General features: G+C 60.8%; 14 protein-coding genes and 1 pseudogene. 9 read left to right on the top strand and 6 right to left on the bottom strand.

The window, feature by feature from the left end:
• Window positions 1–77: 77 nt before the first annotated feature.
• The 8 genes and pseudogenes from L8K08_RS12600 (at window position 78) to L8K08_RS12565 (ending at window position 9,057) form a co-directional block, all read left to right on the top strand.
• Window positions 78–209, top strand: a complete 132-nt coding sequence (locus tag L8K08_RS12600) for a type VI secretion protein (protein WP_145164452.1) — start codon at window positions 78–80, stop codon at window positions 207–209.
• Between the two features lie 17 nt (window positions 210–226).
• On the top strand, window positions 227–1,417 hold the full coding sequence (tagH, locus tag L8K08_RS12595) for a type VI secretion system-associated FHA domain protein TagH (protein ID WP_242197300.1): 1,191 nt from the start codon (window positions 227–229) through the stop codon (window positions 1,415–1,417).
• A 5-nt stretch (window positions 1,418–1,422) separates the two neighbouring features.
• Window positions 1,423–1,908 (top strand): type VI secretion system lipoprotein TssJ, encoded by a 486-nt coding sequence (gene tssJ / locus L8K08_RS12590; RefSeq protein ID WP_242197298.1) that lies wholly within the window; start codon window positions 1,423–1,425, stop codon window positions 1,906–1,908.
• Window position 1,909: 1 nt separating this feature from the next.
• A complete protein-coding gene (tssK, locus tag L8K08_RS12585) occupies window positions 1,910–3,238 on the top strand; it encodes a type VI secretion system baseplate subunit TssK (RefSeq protein WP_242197293.1) in 1,329 nt (442 codons plus the stop codon).
• A 5-nt stretch (window positions 3,239–3,243) separates the two neighbouring features.
• Entirely contained in the window at window positions 3,244–4,104 is an 861-nt protein-coding gene (gene icmH, locus L8K08_RS12580) for a type IVB secretion system protein IcmH/DotU (protein WP_242197289.1), read from the top strand.
• Between the two features lie 16 nt (window positions 4,105–4,120).
• A pseudogene (gene tssM, locus L8K08_RS12575) lies at window positions 4,121–7,490 on the top strand (type VI secretion system membrane subunit TssM).
• Window positions 7,487–8,218 carry a PP2C family serine/threonine-protein phosphatase gene (locus L8K08_RS12570; protein ID WP_242197284.1) on the top strand — a complete coding sequence of 244 codons (732 nt, stop codon included), beginning with the start codon at window positions 7,487–7,489 and terminating at the stop codon, window positions 8,216–8,218. Before tssM ends, L8K08_RS12570 begins: the two are co-directional and overlap by 4 nt.
• Window positions 8,215–9,057, top strand: a complete 843-nt coding sequence (locus tag L8K08_RS12565; RefSeq protein ID WP_242197281.1) for a serine/threonine-protein kinase — start codon at window positions 8,215–8,217, stop codon at window positions 9,055–9,057. Before L8K08_RS12570 ends, L8K08_RS12565 begins: the two co-directional genes overlap by 4 nt.
• Before the next feature lie 8 nt (window positions 9,058–9,065).
• Here the strand turns inward: L8K08_RS12565 and L8K08_RS12560 are convergent, their stop codons facing one another.
• The 3 genes from L8K08_RS12560 to L8K08_RS12550 form a co-directional block, all read right to left on the bottom strand.
• Complete coding sequence (locus tag L8K08_RS12560; RefSeq protein ID WP_106577839.1) at window positions 9,066–9,395, bottom strand: DUF6388 family protein; 330 nt, start codon at window positions 9,393–9,395, stop codon at window positions 9,066–9,068.
• Between the two features lie 51 nt (window positions 9,396–9,446).
• On the bottom strand, window positions 9,447–9,686 hold the full coding sequence (locus L8K08_RS12555) for a hypothetical protein (RefSeq protein ID WP_242197278.1): 240 nt from the start codon (window positions 9,684–9,686) through the stop codon (window positions 9,447–9,449).
• A 121-nt stretch (window positions 9,687–9,807) separates the two neighbouring features.
• Window positions 9,808–10,473, bottom strand: a complete 666-nt coding sequence (locus L8K08_RS12550) for a serine hydrolase (RefSeq protein ID WP_242197275.1) — start codon at window positions 10,471–10,473, stop codon at window positions 9,808–9,810.
• Window positions 10,474–10,720: 247 nt separating this feature from the next.
• Here L8K08_RS12550 and L8K08_RS12545 point away from each other — a divergent pair, with 247 nt between their 5' ends.
• Complete coding sequence (locus L8K08_RS12545; RefSeq protein ID WP_242197272.1) at window positions 10,721–12,793, top strand: EAL domain-containing protein; 2,073 nt, start codon at window positions 10,721–10,723, stop codon at window positions 12,791–12,793.
• Here L8K08_RS12545 and L8K08_RS12540 read toward each other — a convergent pair.
• The 3 genes from L8K08_RS12540 to L8K08_RS12530 are packed head-to-tail and all read right to left on the bottom strand — an operon-like array spanning window position 12,790 to window position 16,076.
• Window positions 12,790–13,638, bottom strand: a complete 849-nt coding sequence (locus tag L8K08_RS12540) for a metal-dependent hydrolase (protein WP_242197269.1) — start codon at window positions 13,636–13,638, stop codon at window positions 12,790–12,792. The genes L8K08_RS12545 and L8K08_RS12540 overlap by 4 nt on opposite strands.
• Before the next feature lie 15 nt (window positions 13,639–13,653).
• Entirely contained in the window at window positions 13,654–14,544 is an 891-nt protein-coding gene (locus L8K08_RS12535) for an SDR family NAD(P)-dependent oxidoreductase (RefSeq protein WP_242197266.1), read from the bottom strand.
• Window positions 14,541–16,076 carry an NAD(P)/FAD-dependent oxidoreductase gene (locus tag L8K08_RS12530; RefSeq protein WP_242197263.1) on the bottom strand — a complete coding sequence of 512 codons (1,536 nt, stop codon included), beginning with the start codon at window positions 16,074–16,076 and terminating at the stop codon, window positions 14,541–14,543. The genes L8K08_RS12535 and L8K08_RS12530 overlap by 4 nt, the downstream gene beginning before the upstream one ends.
• Between the last annotated feature and the right edge of the window lie 165 nt (window positions 16,077–16,241).

Raw genomic sequence — 16,241 nt, 5'->3', positions numbered from 1 at the left:
CTTTTGTGCATTGCCATGCATGACCGACGCCTGTGCCGTATCGAGCTGGGCAACCTTATTTCTGTGGGAGAAACCTGATGCCTGATCGTCCGTGGCAAGCCGTTGTGCTTGTGTTGTGTCTGCTGAGTGGCTGCAGCGCCAATTACGTGTTTGACGACGCTGATTACCGCCCGCTGGGTGAGCCCAAGTCGATCAATCGTGGCCAGTGAAAGGGGAGAGGCTGACCATGCAACTTGTGTTTGAGCTTTTGGGTACCGAGGACGGAAGCCGCGCACCCACGGCGCGCAAGCTATTTTGCGCTGCAGGCGGCGTGATCGGTCGTGGTGCCGGGTGTGACTGGGTGATTCCGGACGCCAGCCGTCTGCTCTCCAGCCACCATGGTTTGGTCGCCTATCGTGAGGGCCAGTACCTGTTGACGGATATCAGCAGCAACGGAATCGGTGTAGCCGGCAGCGCCGAACGTCTGCGCAAGGGGCAGGCACGATTGATCAGTGATGGCGACATTTTTCAACTGGGAACCTTGTCGATTCGGGCGAAACTGGTGGCGTTGACGCAGCCTTGCGGTGAGCAATGGGACGCCAACACAGGGCTGATTCCCGATGATGCCTACCTGGCGCTGGACCCAATTCAAGCGCTCGACGTCGAGCAGCAGCGTCAGACCACGTCGCAGGACCTGGAGGCATTGGCAGATGGGGGCGGCACGTCGGGTCCGTGGGCCGACGATCGGGTGACCAACAGGGACCATCTGACGTTACCCCGACGCGCCGACCCCGCTCAGGAAGCCGTCCCGGTTCGCTCCGATGCGATGCCAGCAGCGGGCAGCGACTTTTTTTGGGGGCGGTTTGCGACAGCACTGGGTATTAGCCTGGACACTCTCGATACGACGGGTCGCGAGGCGTTGGCGATCAGAGCAGCGCGCCTGCTGCGTATGGAGGTAGAAGGTCTGCAACAAAGTCTGCGGATTTGCGAAGAGCTTAAAAGCGAGCTGAATCTGCCGCTTTTCGAGACGCTGCAAAGGCGCCGGAGCCCTTTGAGAGACAGCGTCGAAACCGATGCCGCAATGGCGATGCTGCTGGGCACCGAGGATCTTGGCCAGTTGCCGGCCGAACACGCCATCACCCAGGCCCATCGGGATATGCAAGTCCATCAGGTTGCGTTACTGGCGGCCTGCCGCAATGCACTGCGCGCTACGCGCAGCGCCTTTGCCCCGGGTCATCTGCTGACATGCTTCGAATACCAGGGGCAACGGCGCCGATTTTTCACCGACGGTGGGTATTGGCGGGCTTACCAGCGTCACTACCAGCGTTTGCTCGAGGATGAGCAGTTCACCGATCGCCTGCCGGGCAGTGACTTCGCCAAGGCTTACGAAGAGCAGGTGCGCTTGATCTCAACCCTGCACGTCGATTATCCAGGATGAACATTATGTTTCGAGCCGCGCTTGCAACAACGCTGCTTTTGCTCGGCCTGTTGGCCGGCTGCAGCAGCCTATCGCCGTTTTCTACCTTGACCAAGTTGGACATGGCGCTGGCCGCCAGCGAGCAAGTCAACCCCGACCTGCACGGCAGGCCGTCTCCGGTGGTGGTGCACTTGATTGAATTGCGTCACGCCGTGGCGTTTGAGAATGCGGACTTCTTCAGTCTGTACAGCAATGCCGAGCAGTCGCTGCTCAAGGACTGGCTGCGCAGTGAGGAACTTGAACTGCGACCGGGTGAGCGGCTGGCGCTCAAGCTCGGGCTCGAGCCCGGCACGCGTTTCTTGGGCGTGTTGGCAGCCTATCGAGATCTGCCCCATGTTCAATGGCGGTGGGTCGTGCCCATTACCGCGCAGCAGTTAACCCGTGCCGATCTAGTGCTGGACCAGGCCGGTATTCGCGTTTCGTCGTCCATGCATGGCCAGGAGTCCGAGTGATATGCAGGTTCATAAAGTCATCTGGCAGGAAGGCATGCTGTTACGGCCGCAGCATTTGCAGCACAACGATCGCTATTACCATCAGCAGCTCAATCGGACGCGCTTGCTGGGGGCTGATGCGTGGGGGTTTCTGACGCTGGAAGTCGATTTGCAATACCTCAATTTCGGCAAGGTGGTGGTCAACCAGGCCAGTGGCGTATTGCCGGACGGTAGTCTGTTCGAGTTGGGCGGGGCGATGGAGCCGCTGGTCTTGCAGGTGCCCGCCAACGCCGGCAAACAGCCGATTTATCTCGCGCTGCCGCTGGATACCGGCAATCAGAACGAAGTTCGCCGCCAGCAGCAAACCGACGTCCTGGCCCGCTATCTGGCGTGTGACATTGAGGTGGGGGATTCGAATGCCGGCGTCGACTCCCGTTGTCACATCAGTTGCGCGCGTCCTGACCTGCGTCTGCTGCTGGGCGACCCTCCAAGCGAGCAGAGTTTCGTCAAACTCAAGGTTGCTCAAGTGCTGGAGTCGACCGATGCAGGCGGCGTGAGCCTGGATGCCGACTTCATTCCATCCTTCATTTTTCTTCAGGGCCACGGCTATTTGCCGTCGTGCCTCAAGGAGGTGATCAGCTTGCTCTCCAGCCGTGGGGATGCCATTGCAGCGCGTATTCGGGGTGAAGGCACCGCCGCAGGTACGGAAATAGGCGACTTTCTGATGCTGCAATTGATCAATCGTACCGAGTTGGAATTGCGTCACTGCCTGAGCCAGACCCACGTGCGCCCGCAAGCCTTGTTCCGGGCATTACTGTCGCTGTTCGGTGAGTTATCAACGTTCGCCAACGACAGCAAACGTGCTCACCTGGATGTGCGTTATCGACATGAAGACCAAGGTGAAAGTTTTCGCGGGTTGATGGAGGGCGTGCGTGGCGTGCTGTCAATGGTGCTTGAGCAACACGCCATCGAGTTGGCGTTGCAGCAACGCCAATACGGGGTGTTGGTATGCCCGGTGAGCGACCTGAAATTGCTCGGCACTGCGACGTTTATTTTGGCGGCCACTGCTCAGTGTGATTCGGAGGAATTGCGCCATCGCCTGCCTTCGCATTTGAAGGTCGGGCCGGTGGAGCGCATACGCGAGCTGGTCAACTTGCACCTGGCGGGAATCAAGGTCAGACCGTTGCCTGTGGCGCCACGGCAGATTCCGTTTCATGCAGGCAAAACCTATTTCATGCTGGATCTGAGTGCCCGCGACATCACGCAGCTGGAGCAGTCGGGTGGGTTTGCCTTCCATGTAGGCGGTGAATTTACAGCGCTCGAACTCAACTTCTGGGCCATCAGGAACTGAACACAATGGACAGTGAATACCTGCAGGATGAAAAGACTGTTTTGCTCGACCATCAGGGCCGTGGGCCGGGCCACGGCCCGATCACGGACTTCCCTGCGCCGCCACGCTTTGAGCAGTTGGAAGATCGAATGATCTACGCCGCCCACGAGCAAGGTACCCCGCGCTTCAAGATGGGGTTCAACTCTCTCGTTGAGGCCGCATGGGCGTTGTTGTCGCAAGTGGTTCAGCTCAAAAGCGCCTCTGGCCGCGAAAGCTTGGGCACGGTCAACGACAGAATGGCATTGGCGGTCACTCAGTTTGAAGCCCGCGCCTTGCAGAGTGGTGTCGAGAGCAGCCAGGTGATGTCGGCCCGTTATGTGTTGTGCAGCGTCGTCGATGAAGCTGTAGTCACTACGGCGTGGGGCAGCCGCAGCGACTGGTCGAAGATGAGCCTGTTGAGCCGCTTTCACAACGAAACCTTCGGTGGGGAGAAGGTTTTCCAACTGTTGGAGCGGCTGTCCCGCGACCCGGTCAAGCACCTGGCAATGCTGGAACTGATGTACCTGTGCCTCTCCCTCGGATTCGAAGGCAAATACCGAATCATGGAGCGAGGTGTCAGCCAACTTGAAGCCGTGCGTGATGCCTTGTACCGACAGATCAGGCACGTGCGAGGCGAGCCACTGTCGGCGCCTTTGCAGCCCACGCGAGCAGGGCGTGCGCGCCGTAAACGGCTCCCCGTTATCCCGGTGACTTGGGTCGCAGTCTTTACCCTGGCCTGTTTGCTGGCGATGTACACAGGATTTGCCTGGCGACTGGGCGAAGAAGCCACAAGGGCGCTGCAACCCTTTCAATTTTCGGCGTCGGAACTGACTCAGACGCCCTTGTAAACGCTGGGAGCAATGAATGAACGCATTCCTCAAGAACGCGCGCACCGTGCTGGGCACGATTTGGGTCTGGAGCTTGTTGCTGGTGCTTTCCTGCGCGGTGTTGGTGTGGTGTTTCGGGCCGTTGCTGGCTGTGGATGATCACCGCTTCTGGCAAGGCGCGAGTGCTCGCCTGGTCACCATCAGCGTGTTGTTTCTGCTGTGGGGGCTGGCGATGGTCCTCGTCGGCGTACGCCGGGCAGCTGAGCTCAAGAGACCTGAACGCCAGGCACACCATGAGCAACTGGGATGGGTTGAGGACGAGCAGCGACAGGTACGCGGTCGCTTCAAAGAGGCCCTCCAGCGCTTGAAAACCTCGCCGCGATACGCAGGGCATAACCAGCGATGGCGTAATAACTTGCCCTGGTACTTGTTGATCGGCGAGCAAGCCAGCGGCAAAACGCGGCTGTTGGCGGCGGCGGGCTTACAGCTGCCATTTGACCGAGTAGAAGCAATGCCAGTGGGAGGCACGGCTCATGCGCAATGGCATTTCGCTGGCGAAAGCGTACTTATCGATACCCCGGGGCGTTACCTGACACAACCTGACAGCACGCTGGACGCCGCCGGTTGGTCGACGCTGTTGCGTCTGCTCAGGCAGCGGCGCCGAGTGCGCCCGCTCAATGGCGTGGTGGTGGCTTTGTCGGTCGAAACATTGTTGGGCCGTAACGAGCACGATCTGGACCTGCAGGCTCGCCAGGTGCACTCGCGCCTGCAAGAGGTCCAGCAAACGTTGCACGTGGACGTTCCCGTGTATCTGGTGCTGACCCAGGCTGACCGCGTGCCAGGGTTTGCCGAGTTCTTCGATGCGCCCCAGGGAGAGGAGGCAGAAAGCGTGCTTGGCCAGCCACTCAATGTTGGCAAGGGCGGCGTTGACATCGCACAGGTGCGCCGCGCGTTCGACGAGCTGCTGCAGCGTTTGAGCGGTGAACTGATTACACGATTGCATCAGGAGCGTAATGTCGAGCGCCGTGGCCTTATGCTCGACTTCCCCCAGCAGGCGGCGCAACTCGGCGAGCGTTTGTGCCTGTTCGTGGAGTCGGCTTTTTCCGCCCATCGTTATCAGCGCATCAGCGGGTTGCGGGGCTTCTATTTGACCTGCGCCGGCGACAGGCACAGTCATTTCGTGCAGGGCCTGTTCAGTCGGGTGATCTTTGCCGAGGCAGACCTCGCCGGTCTGCAGACCCCGGAGCAACGGCGCATCCATTTGCGCCAGGGGTTGCTGGCCATGGCCGTTGTGCTGGTTATCGGGAGCGCCGGGTGGCTGTGGACGCACAGCTACACCGTCAACCAGCAGCGCCTTGCGCAAGTGGCTGCACTGGCGGTGCAACCTGCACCTGCTGCGCAGAATGCTGACGACACCCTCACACTGCTGGCGCTGTTGGATGCCCGCTGGGCGGCGACGCAGGTTTTCCCTGCAACAGAAGACGCACGGTTTATCGAGCGCGCCGGTCTTTATCAGGGTGATTTGAGCCGTCCACCCTTGACCCACGCGTATCAGCTGGCCGTGCAGCAACTGTTACTGGACCGCCTAACAGTGCTGCTCGAGGAGCAAGTTCGAACCAACCTTGGCAATCGCGAACGACTGCTGGAAAACCTGCGCGCCTACCTGATGCTCAATCTGCGGGAGCGCCGTGATACCGGGTGGCTGGCACAGCATATGGCAGACCATTGGTCTGCGCGTTATCCAGGTGACGCGTCGGTGCACAAACGCCTGAATGAACACTTGGCGCGGCTGCTTGAGCAACCGTTCATTGCGCCGCTCGATGAAGTCCTTGTGGCCAAGGCTCGCGAAGCACTGCGGGGTGAGTCCCTGGCGGATGTGGTTTATCGGGCGTTGCGCGAACAGTCACGCAACCTCGAGCCTTTGCGGCTTGTCGAGGGCAAGGTATTCGCGGCCATTGATCCACCTATTCCCGGTTTCTACACCAAAAGGTATTGGCAGTACTTTGAGGCGCAGGGTCCGCGGCTGGTAAATGCCATTGCACAGGACAACTGGGTATTGGGGGAGGGTGCCGACCTCAGTGTCATGGATTTGCGGCGGCTGATGATTGAGCTGCAGCAGCGCTATTTCAGTGAGTATGCCGATACCTGGAGTGCCGCCCTTGGCCGCGTCAGCCTGCAACAGAGCGACAGCCTCAGGCAGGATGCCGAACAGCTCGCGGGCTTGACGTCAGCCCAGTCGCCGCTGATGCAATTATTGCTGCTGTTGCGTGAAAACACGCGTTTGCTGCCCGGTCATGACCCTTTGGCCAACGTACCCGCTCAGACGGGAGCGTTGGGGGTGATCGCTCAGACGGCTGTGGCTGAAGGGGCGAAGGTCGTCCTTCCAGACTCTGCCCGCCGAGCGTTGCAACGACGCTTTGAGCCATTGCACCAGTTGCTCGACGAGCAGCACAACCCTGGCGTCGAGTTGACGCAGGCATTGCGTTTGCTCGACGAACTGCACCTGCAACTGGCTGCGCTCAACCGCGAAAGCTCGCCCGAGCAGGCGGCTTTTCAACGGGTAAAGCGGCGAATGGAGGGGGCAGCAGGATGTGCTCGGCACTCTGCGTGACGCCGCTGCACGGTTGCCGTTGCCGCTCGCAGGCTGGTTTGAGGGGGTGGCTGACAACAGCTGGCGTCACCTGTTGGACGGGGCCTATGCGCACGTCAATCAGCGCTATCACAGCGAGGTGTATGGACTGTATGCCAAGGCGATCCGCCAGCGTTACCCGTTCAATGCTCATGCGAGCAGCGATGTCGCCCTCAATGACTTTCAAGAGTTCTTCAAACCCCAGGGCGTCATGGCGCGCTTTTATGAAAGCTACCTGCGGCCTTTCCTCAGTGTTGACGGCAACCGTTACAGGTTGCGTAGTCTGGATGGCAGTGGCTTGCCGGTCTCGCGTTCGGTGCTGGATCAACTGACGAAAGCCGAGGTTATTCGCCAGGTGTTTTTCACTGAACCGCAGGGTGAGGTGTCGGTTCGATTTACCGTGGCGCCCTACAGCCTGGATCAGTCGGTCAGTCGGGCGACCCTGCGTTTTGGCGATAAACAGCTGGAATATCGCCATGGACCCATCGTGCCCATGGTGTTTGATTGGCCGATGGAGGCCGACAACGGTCGCAGCAGCCTGGTACTGGAGCGGGGCACGGAGCAACGCCCCCTGGGTATCGAGAAAGATACCGGCGCCTGGTCGTTGTTCAGGTTTTTTGACTTGATGCAGCGAGAGCCGGCCAGCGGCAGGAACGCGCTGATATTCAAGGCCGACCTTGCCGGGCTGCGGGCCAATTACCTGTTGACCAGTCAGCGTACGCCCAGCCCGTTTGACATGGAGGCGTGGCGCACTTTCCGCCTGCCTGAGCAACTGTGAGCAGTCGGCCTATTGAGTGGCGCAGTGCCGGGCGCACACAACAGGGCCAGGCCCGGCCGCGTAACGAGGATGCGTTCCTGGACGGTGCGCGACAAAGCTGTTGGGCCGTGGCGGATGGCATGGGCGGTCACCAGGGCGGTGATGTGGCCAGCCAGTGGGTGGTTCGCAGTCTCGCTTCATTGTCTGCCGCAGGTAACCTTGATCAACGCGTCAACGCGGCTCGGCAACGTTTGCAACACGTCAGCCAGCAGTTGGCGAAGGCGGGTATCAGGTCTGACGCGCGCGGCGACGTCACGATGGGCAGTACGGTGGTGGCATTGCTGCTTGAGCAGGGGCGTGCCGCCTGTGTGTGGGCGGGGGACAGTCGATGTTATCTGTGGCGCGAGCAAAGGCTTTACCAATTATCGCGCGATCATTCACTGCAGCAGCGCCTCATGGATGAGCGCCAATTGAGTGTGGCGCAAGCTCGGGCCCACCCGGAGGCCAGGGCATTGACCCGGGCCATCGGTGCGCGAGCGCTGCTGCAGCTTGAGGTGCTGGAACTCAGCACCCGGCCAGGGGACGTATTTCTGCTGGCCAGCGATGGGTTGTATCAGGCGCTCAGTCACGCCGACCTGGGGCGTGCGTTGAGCGTTGGCACGCCGCAGCAGGTGGTCGACCGTTTATTTGCAACGGTATTGCGCAGGCCCGCGCGGGATGATTTGACCGCCGTGGTGGTACAGCCATGAATGACACGTCAATGGCGCCAGGCTTACTCGCCGGGCGTTATCAGCTCGAACGCGAATTGGGCAGGGGCGGGATGGGCGTGGTTTATCGCGCTCGTGACTTGTTGCACGAGCAATTTGGTGCGTCCTGCTCCAGCGTGGCAATCAAGCTTTTGGGCGAGACTTTGTCTCAGTGCCCGGACGCGCATGTGCTGCTCTACAGCGAGTTTGCCCTGACCCGCAGCCTGCGCCACGACGGTGTGGTGCGGGCATTTTCGTTCGAGGTTGATACAACCAGCCAGGCCGCGTTTTTCACGATGGAATTGATGCACGGCATCACGCTCGACCGGCTGCTGCCCGAGTGCCCCGCTGGGTTGCCCTGGCGAGAACTGCAACCGATGGTCCTACAGCTTTTGGATGCACTGGTTTACATCCATCAGCAAAACGTCCTGCACGGCGATATCAAACCCGCCAATGTCATGGTCAGCGAAGAAGGTGTGCGGTTGTTCGATTTCGGCCTGGGCCATCAGCAAGTACCGGGGGCGGCGGGGTTGCCGAGTTTGAATCGCGACCGTTTCAACGCGTGGACACCCGCGTATGTTGCCCCGGAATTACTCGCCGGCGGGGCCCTGAGCACCGCCGCCGACCTGTATGGCGTGGCTTGCGTCGTGTACGAGCTGGCCCATGGGCAACGCCTGGGTGGACGTCAGCCCATGCAAGCGTTGGTTCGGCCTCGGCAACTGCCCAAGCGCTGCTGGCCCGCCTTGCGCTCGGCCCTGGCGGTTGATCCCAAACGCCGAGTGCTGAGCGTCGCCGAGTTACGCGAGGCGATAGCCAGCCACCCTCGACGCGGGTGGCTGTAACCCAAGGCTCAATGGGCCAGGCCATGCAGTTGGCAGTAGTCGGCCCAGCTCAACCCGGCCATTTGTGCGACTTCCTTGTGCACTTCAAGACGCTGGGCTTCGAAGGCCTCGGGTGAATCGGCCGTCAACTTGAGTGTCAGCTCCCAGGCAAACAGGTTCTGTCGTTCAGCTTCAGCTTCGAAGGCTTCATGCAGGCGTTCGGCGCGATACTGCTCCAGGGTTTCGCGCTTGGCCTGAGCGGCCAGCGGGTTCAGGGTGTCCAACTGCGTGGCCACCTCCGGATGTTCGGTCAAGAATCTGTCCAGGGCGCGCTGGTGGTTATCGCCGGGTTGGGACAAAGTAAAACTCCTGAGTGCTCGGGCGCCGGTAGCGGGCCTGTGGTGAGGTGTTTAGCGTCGCAGGTATTTGCGTAAGCGGCGGCTTATGCGATTTCGTATCGGCTCAAGCAAGAAAAATAACAGGTAGGCACCCAGCATCACTGCCAGGTCCAAGTCCAGCCAGGTTTCTTCGACGGGTCCGGTGAGGTGTTCGATGGCATTTCTGACCATGAACAACAAAGTGACGCCGACGACCCACAGCAGGGCGTTGAGCATCAGTGGACGCAGGTTGTGGGACAGCTTGTATTGCATCTTGAACAGTTCTCCTTGATGTCGGGCTCTTTTTCCTACGGGAGCCAAAACACGCCGATAGTACATTTTGAGGGGGGCTCATGACTTGGCGCAGATCATGTTGCCCGATGATGGATGGTGCTCAGGTGCCCGGCTTTTCGAGCAGGTAGCGTGCCAGGGCCGCATAGGCCGGCAAGGTGACACCGTCGTCCGCGGCATTGGCCGCAACCGGATGGGAGGCAAAGCGCACAATCACCATCTCGGCCGCGGGGTGGATGTAGATACTCTGGCCGTGGACGCCGCGGGCCATATAGGCGCCATCGGGGTTGTGAGTGACCCACCACATGGCACGATAACTCCATCCCTTGAGTTGACTATAGCCTGCCTTGGCAAAAGCCTCTTTATCGCCGCCCTGGCGAATATCCTTGACCACGCTTTCAGGCACGATCTGCTGGCCATTGAAGCGGCCGCCATTGCGCAACATTTCACCAAAACGGGCCATGTCCCGCAGCCCAGTGTTCAAGCCGCCACCGGCAAACGGTGTGCCGATGGAGTCCACGCTGAAATAGACGTCCTGTTCACTGCCCGGCCGGCTCCAGTTCGCCACGCTCCAGCGCATGGCGGGGAAGCGAAAATAGCTGCCATCGTCAAAACGCACGGTGCGGTCCGGCGGCGGCGGGGCGCCGACCATCCATTTGAGGCGAGCAGGACCGCTGGCATGGGCGTCAGGAAAATCTGTAACGCTGGCGTAGACGGCGGCGCTTGAAAAACCCAGTAATACAAAGGTCAGCGGCAGGATTGGTAGCATCGGCAGGCACCTTGATGGCGTATAAAGCACAAGGAGCAAGGCCTGGGCTCGAGTCCGTTCGAGAATTAGCTGCAAAGGATGGGCTAACTCACCCCGACCAACAAGTGTCAGGGGGGGTAAATTAATTCTGAATAATTGCGCGTGTCACGGCAAAAGCCTTTCGCTCCCGGTCTCTGGCCGTGTAGCGTTGCAGGGGATTTCGAGGCTGCCGACCACGGGCAGAGGGCGATGGGCAGGGGGACGGGTCATGGCGCAAACGCTGTTCAAACTTTTCCTCACCCAGCGCCTTGCGGCCTTGGCCAGCACGGAATCGTTACGGGCCATCCGTGAAGGCCTGTTGTGGATTTTGCCGTGTTTGCTGGTGTCGGCCGGTTTCCTGATTCTTTCCGAGTGCGCCAAGGCGCTGGGGTTTGATCCGCAGGTGGTGGCCTTTTTGTCTGGGCTGCATAACCAGATCAGCTCGGTGATCCCGCTGTTGGTGGCAGCCTCCATTGGTTACATGCTGGCGATCCAGTATCGCCTGCCGCAATTGCCGGTAGCGTTCCTGTGCCTGGCGCATGTGGTGGTCGCCACGTTCGTCTTGCGCGATTACCCGCGGGCGTCGGCGACGTTTGTACTGTTTATCGCCATCGCCTCGCCGTTGCTGAATGTACCGGCGGTGGCCTGGCTGCATCGCTTTCGCTGGACGCGTCTGGTCAACGAAGACCTGGTGGGCCATAACCTGCGGGGCACCATCAACATGGTGGTGCCGGGGACTATCACTGCGCTGTCGCTGGTGGCGATGTTGTCGTTGCTGTTGCAGATACCGTCCGTGGCGCAGCTGCAAGGGCCGCAGGTGCTCGATGCGCTGCAATCGCCCTATGGCAGCGGTTTGTTTGTGACCCTGATGAATTCTGTGCTGTGGTTTTTTGGCATTCACGGCGCGTATGCCCTGCAGCCGTTGTTCGATGTGCTGGACCAGGCGGTGCTGCTCAATGGCGCCGCGCTGGCGGCGGGTGAGCCGATCAAATACGCGCTCAATAGCGGCCTGCTGGGGTGTTTCGCGTTTATCGGTGGGTCGGGCGGTGCACTGTGCCTGTTGCTGGCGATCCTGCTGTTTTCCAGGAGCCAGTCCATGCGCCTGCTGGCGATGGCCAGTCTGCCGTTGTCGTTATTCAATGTCAGCGAGGTGCTGCTGTTCGGCTTGCCGATCATTCTCAATCCGCGCTTGTTCATTCCTTTTTTACTGGTGCCGGCGTTCAACGCCATGCTGGCGCTGACGGCGGTACACCTGGGCTGGGCGTCACCTGCGGTGGCCAGCGTACCGTTTACTGCACCGGTGCTGCTCAACGCCTACCTCAGTACCCACGGCGACCTGGCGGCCGTGGTGCTGCAAGTGGCGCTACTGGGCATCGGCACGCTGGTGTATGCGCCTTATGTGCGCGCCATTCATCGCCAGTCCAGTGGCGGCAGCACGGTGTACCTCAAGTCGCTGGACATGACCTTTCGCGGCCTGGAGGAGAAGGGCCGGCTGCTGGAACTGGACCCGGTGCTGGCATCCCACAAGGTGCTGGCGCGCCAGGCCGTCGAGCTGAGCCGTATCCAGCAGATCAGCGACTATGAGTTCTACCTCGAATTCCAGCCCCAGGTCTCGACGCGCACCGGGTTGTGCACTGGCTGCGAAGCACTGATGCGCGCCCGCGACAGCCAGGGCACAGTGCACTCACCATGGGAGTTTCTGCAGTGGCTGGCGCAGGCGCGGTTGATGCCGGACGTGGATGTCTGGGTGGCCTCCCAGGCCGTGCGCCAGTACCAGCATTGGAAGAAAATCGGCTTTGCCCTGCCGATGACCATCAATATCTCCAGTACCACCCTGACGAATGCGGCCTATGGCGAGCGCCTGGTGGGCATTCTCGCCCAGGCCCATGGGCAAGTGTCGGTGGAGATCACCGAAGATGCGTTGGTGCGCGATGTCCCGGCCACACGCCAGACGATCCAGAAATTGCAGGCGATCGGCGCCAAGGTCTACATCGACGACTTCGGCACCGGGTTTTCCGCGTTGAGCTATCTGCACCAGTTTCCGGTGGACTTCATCAAGATCGACCGCAGCTTTGTGGTGGCCCAGCACGACCCCCAAGGCGCCCGTGTGCTGACCGGCATGCTGCGTTTTTGCGAGGCGCTGAACCTGGGGGTGGTGGTCGAAGGCGTGGAGACCGCCGAGCAATTGGCCTTCCTCAATACCGGCACCGAGCTGTTTGTTCAGGGCTGGTATTTCAGCAAGGCGCTGCCCGGCGATCAGCTGGAGCGCTTTGTGCGCGAGCGTGCGGCCACTCGGGATTAAGCTGGCGTGGCGGCGAATTCACGCTGCGTCTGCTCGATTTCTTCGACCAGCTTGTCGATTTGCGCCAGCCGCGCGCGGTTGTCGTGGTCCCAGGGGTGAAAACTCGGTTTGAAGTAGTGCAGCCATGGCCGCAGCATGCGCGGGAACACGCCCTTGGGCCCGTAGAGAAACTTGAGCATGCGCCAGAAGCCCTTCACGTGCCCGCCGGCCTTGCGGTCGGCAATCAGCAGGCGCAGGTGGAAATCCATCACCACCAGCCAGAACAACACCGTGGTGGTCAGCATGGTGCCGGTGCGCAGCAGGTAGCGCCCGGGCCCGGGCTTGATCACGGTGTTCCACACATCGAACGCCACGGCCTTGTGTTCGGTTTCTTCGAGGGCGTGCCAGTACCACATTTGCTGGTAGCCCTTGAGTGACTCGCCAAAGCGCGTGGGGTCGCTCAGCAGGATTTCCGCGAGCATTGCCGTGTAGTGCTCGAGGGCGATGGTCACCGCCAGGTTGAACGACGGTGGCAGGTGTTTTTTTTGCAGGTCGAGGATGAATTTGAGGCGCCGGTCCAGGGTGTGCGCCGGTAGGCCGGCAGCTTGCATCAGGTCGTTATAGGCCACGTGCTCGCGGCTGTGCATGGCTTCCTGGCCGATGAACCCCTGGATTTCCTTTTTCAACTCCGGATCGTCGATGCGCTGGCGGTAGTGGCGCACGCTGTCCATGAAAAACAGTTCGCCCTGGGGAAACAACAGCGACAGTGCGTTGAAGAAGTGCGTGATGAACGGGCCTTGTTCATGCCAGTTCTTGATGCGCTCGGCAGGCAACGCAAAACGGATATCGCGACGGATGGGCAGCATCGTGGGTACTCCTGTTCAGAGACGAGGTTCGTCGTTGGTTTCAAACACCTGCGTGCGCTGTTTGGGCGCCATGCGCCTGCTGGCAAACACCACCAGAGCTTGATAAGCGGCAGGCAGGCAACGGGCGAGCAGGTCGAGGAAATACGCATCGCGGCCGATCAGCACGCGGCGTTTGTTGTGGCGCACGCCCTGCAGGATGACCTTGGCAGCCTGGTCGGCGTCGGTGATGAAGAGCTTTTCGAAGTCGGCGCGGGCCTGTTGCTCGTTGTGGATCAGAAAACCGGTCATGTTCGCGTCGATGCGGCTGCTGCGGCAGATATCCGTACGGATTCCCCCGGGGTGTACACAGGTGGCGGACACCCCGCAGCGTTGCAGATCGAGTTCCTGGCGCAGCGATTCGGTAAAGCCGCGCACCGCAAACTTGCTCGCGTTGTAGCCGCTCATGCCGGGCTGGGCAAACAGGCCGAACACGCTGGAGGTGTTGACCACGTGTCCGTCGCCGCTGGCCTTGAGGTGCGGCAAAAATGCCTTGGTGCCGTGCACCACGCCCCAGAAGTTGATGCCGATGATCCACTCCAGGTCTGCGTAGTCCACGCCTTCGACGGTGCTCGACAGCGCCACGCCGGCATTGTTGAAAATCAGGTTGACCTGGCCGTGGTCGGCCAAGCAGCGTGCGGCCCAGTCGTGCATGGCCTGGCGGTCGGACACATCCAGCACGTGGGTGGTGATCGTCACCGGGGACAGCGTCGAGGTCTTGATCAACGCCAAGGTCTGTTCCAAGCCCTGGCTGTTCTTGTCCGCGAGCGCCAGGTGGCAGCCTTCGCGTGCCAGCGCCAGGGCCAATGCGCGACCCATGCCGGACGCCGCGCCAGTGATTGCCGCCACGCGGCCGTTGAATGACTTCATGACAGGCTGCCTTCTGCGGTGGAGTGGGGCGCCGAAACCGGGCGGGGTGTCGAGGCGGGCAACGGCTCGGCGACGTAGTCCTTGAGCGCGAAGTGCCGCGTGTCACGTTTGAACCGCCAGGTTGAACCGGGCCACAACGTGGTGTTTTTGCCGGTGCGCGGGTCGAGGTACCAGCTCTGGCAGCCGCCGGTGTTCCAGATGGTGCGCTTGAGCCGGGCTTGCAGCTGCTGGTTATAGGCCAGCTCCACGGTGGGTTTGACCTCGACCGTGGCGATGCGCTGGCGCTGCATTTGCGTAATGGCATCCAGGATGTAGGTGACCTGGGCCTCGATCATCAGAATCATCGAGTTATGCCCAAGGCCGGTGTTCGGCCCAACGATCAAAAACAGGTTTGGATAACCCGGCACGGTGGTGCCCTTGTACGCGTGGGCGCCGTCGCGCCAGGCGTCCATCAGGTCGATGCCGTCGCGACCGATGATGCAATCGCGGGGCAGCGGGTCGGTGGCCTGGAAACCGGTGCCGAAGATCAGGCAATCGGCCGGGTGCTTGATGCCATCGGCCGTGATCACGCCATCCGCTTCGATGCGCAGCACCGTGTCGCTGACCACCTCGACGTTGCTGCGCGACAGCGCCGGGTAATAGTCATTGGAGATCAGCACGCGCTTACAGCCGATGGTGTAGTCCGGGGTGAGGGTCTTGCGCAGGGAAGGGCGCGCCACTTGTTTGCGCAGGTGGCGCAGGGCGATTTTCTGCACCATTTTCATCAACCGCGGGTGCAGGGCAAACCCCACCACGCGGCCTTCCAGCGTCCAGTAGAAGGCGCCGCGTACCAGGCGTTGGGTGAAGGGCAGGTGTTTGAAGGCCCAGCGCTCGACGCGGGAAATTTCGCGGTCGGGCTTGGGCATGATCCACGGCGGCGTGCGCTGGAACAGGTCCAGATGCGCCACCTGCGGCGCGATCTGCGGGACGAACTGGATGGCACTGGCGCCGGTGCCGATCACCGCCACGCGCTTGCCCTTCAATGAATATTCATGGTCCCACTGCTGGGAATGGAAGCGCTTGCCCTTGAAGCTGTCCAGCCCCGCAATATCCGGCAACGCCGGGCGCGACAACCCGCCCATGCCCGACACCAGCACCCGCGCGCTGACCTGGCGGCCATCGCTGAAGCTCAGTTGCCAGCGTTGCTGCTGTTCATCGAACACCGCACGTTCAAGGCCCATGCCGAAGCGCAGGAAGGGCGTCAGCTTGAAACGTTGAGCGCAGTGTTCAAGGTAGGTGCGGATCTCCGCCTGCGGAGCGAACTGCCGCGTCCAGTTGGGGTTGGGCGCAAACGAAAACGAGTACACATGCGACTGCACATCGCAGGCGCAGCCTGGGTAATGGTTGTCGCGCCAGGTGCCGCCAAGCGTCTCGGCCTGTTCGGCGATAAAGAAGTCGGTGATCCCGGCTTCCTTGAGTTTGATCGCCATGCACAGGCCGGCAAAACCGGAACCGATGATGGCGATGTCGATTGAATCGCTGTGGGCATTCATGGCTTGTCCCTCGTGGGCATCGATGTGCTCCTGTTTTTGTTGTGTCTTTTAGATAGAACACCATTGCAAAGAAAAATTGAATTAATTATTTTAAAAAAGATTTTAAATGATCTACCTGAAAATTTCGCCTACGCTAGGACCTTGTTCCGCATGTGCGACTTGTCC

This window comes from Pseudomonas sp. TREG-RG-20F-10-E-6-01, from assembly GCF_022662455.1.
Taxonomy (GTDB): Bacteria; Pseudomonadota; Gammaproteobacteria; order Pseudomonadales; family Pseudomonadaceae; genus Aquipseudomonas.
The sequence above is the reverse complement of the archived record's forward strand: the minus strand, read 5'-3'. Positions and strand labels throughout refer to the sequence as shown.

What these genes read in the sequence shown, in the direction of transcription:
- tagH (WP_242197300.1), top strand. Translation starts at nt 227, where the DNA reads ATGCAACTTGTGTTTGAGCTTTTGGGTACCGAGGACGGAAGCCGCGCA.
- icmH (WP_242197289.1), top strand. Translation starts at nt 3,244, where the DNA reads ATGGACAGTGAATACCTGCAGGATGAAAAGACTGTTTTGCTCGACCAT.
- tssJ (WP_242197298.1), top strand. Translation starts at nt 1,423, where the DNA reads ATGTTTCGAGCCGCGCTTGCAACAACGCTGCTTTTGCTCGGCCTGTTG.
- L8K08_RS12540 (WP_242197269.1), bottom strand. Translation starts at nt 13,638, where the DNA reads ATGCTGCCCATCCGTCGCGATATCCGTTTTGCGTTGCCTGCCGAGCGC.
- L8K08_RS12545 (WP_242197272.1), top strand. Translation starts at nt 10,721, where the DNA reads ATGGCGCAAACGCTGTTCAAACTTTTCCTCACCCAGCGCCTTGCGGCC.
- L8K08_RS12565 (WP_242197281.1), top strand. Translation starts at nt 8,215, where the DNA reads ATGAATGACACGTCAATGGCGCCAGGCTTACTCGCCGGGCGTTATCAG.
- L8K08_RS12530 (WP_242197263.1), bottom strand. Translation starts at nt 16,076, where the DNA reads ATGAATGCCCACAGCGATTCAATCGACATCGCCATCATCGGTTCCGGT.
- L8K08_RS12600 (WP_145164452.1), top strand. Translation starts at nt 78, where the DNA reads ATGCCTGATCGTCCGTGGCAAGCCGTTGTGCTTGTGTTGTGTCTGCTG.
- L8K08_RS12550 (WP_242197275.1), bottom strand. Translation starts at nt 10,473, where the DNA reads ATGCTACCAATCCTGCCGCTGACCTTTGTATTACTGGGTTTTTCAAGC.
- tssK (WP_242197293.1), top strand. Translation starts at nt 1,910, where the DNA reads ATGCAGGTTCATAAAGTCATCTGGCAGGAAGGCATGCTGTTACGGCCG.
- L8K08_RS12535 (WP_242197266.1), bottom strand. Translation starts at nt 14,544, where the DNA reads ATGAAGTCATTCAACGGCCGCGTGGCGGCAATCACTGGCGCGGCGTCC.
- L8K08_RS12555 (WP_242197278.1), bottom strand. Translation starts at nt 9,686, where the DNA reads ATGCAATACAAGCTGTCCCACAACCTGCGTCCACTGATGCTCAACGCC.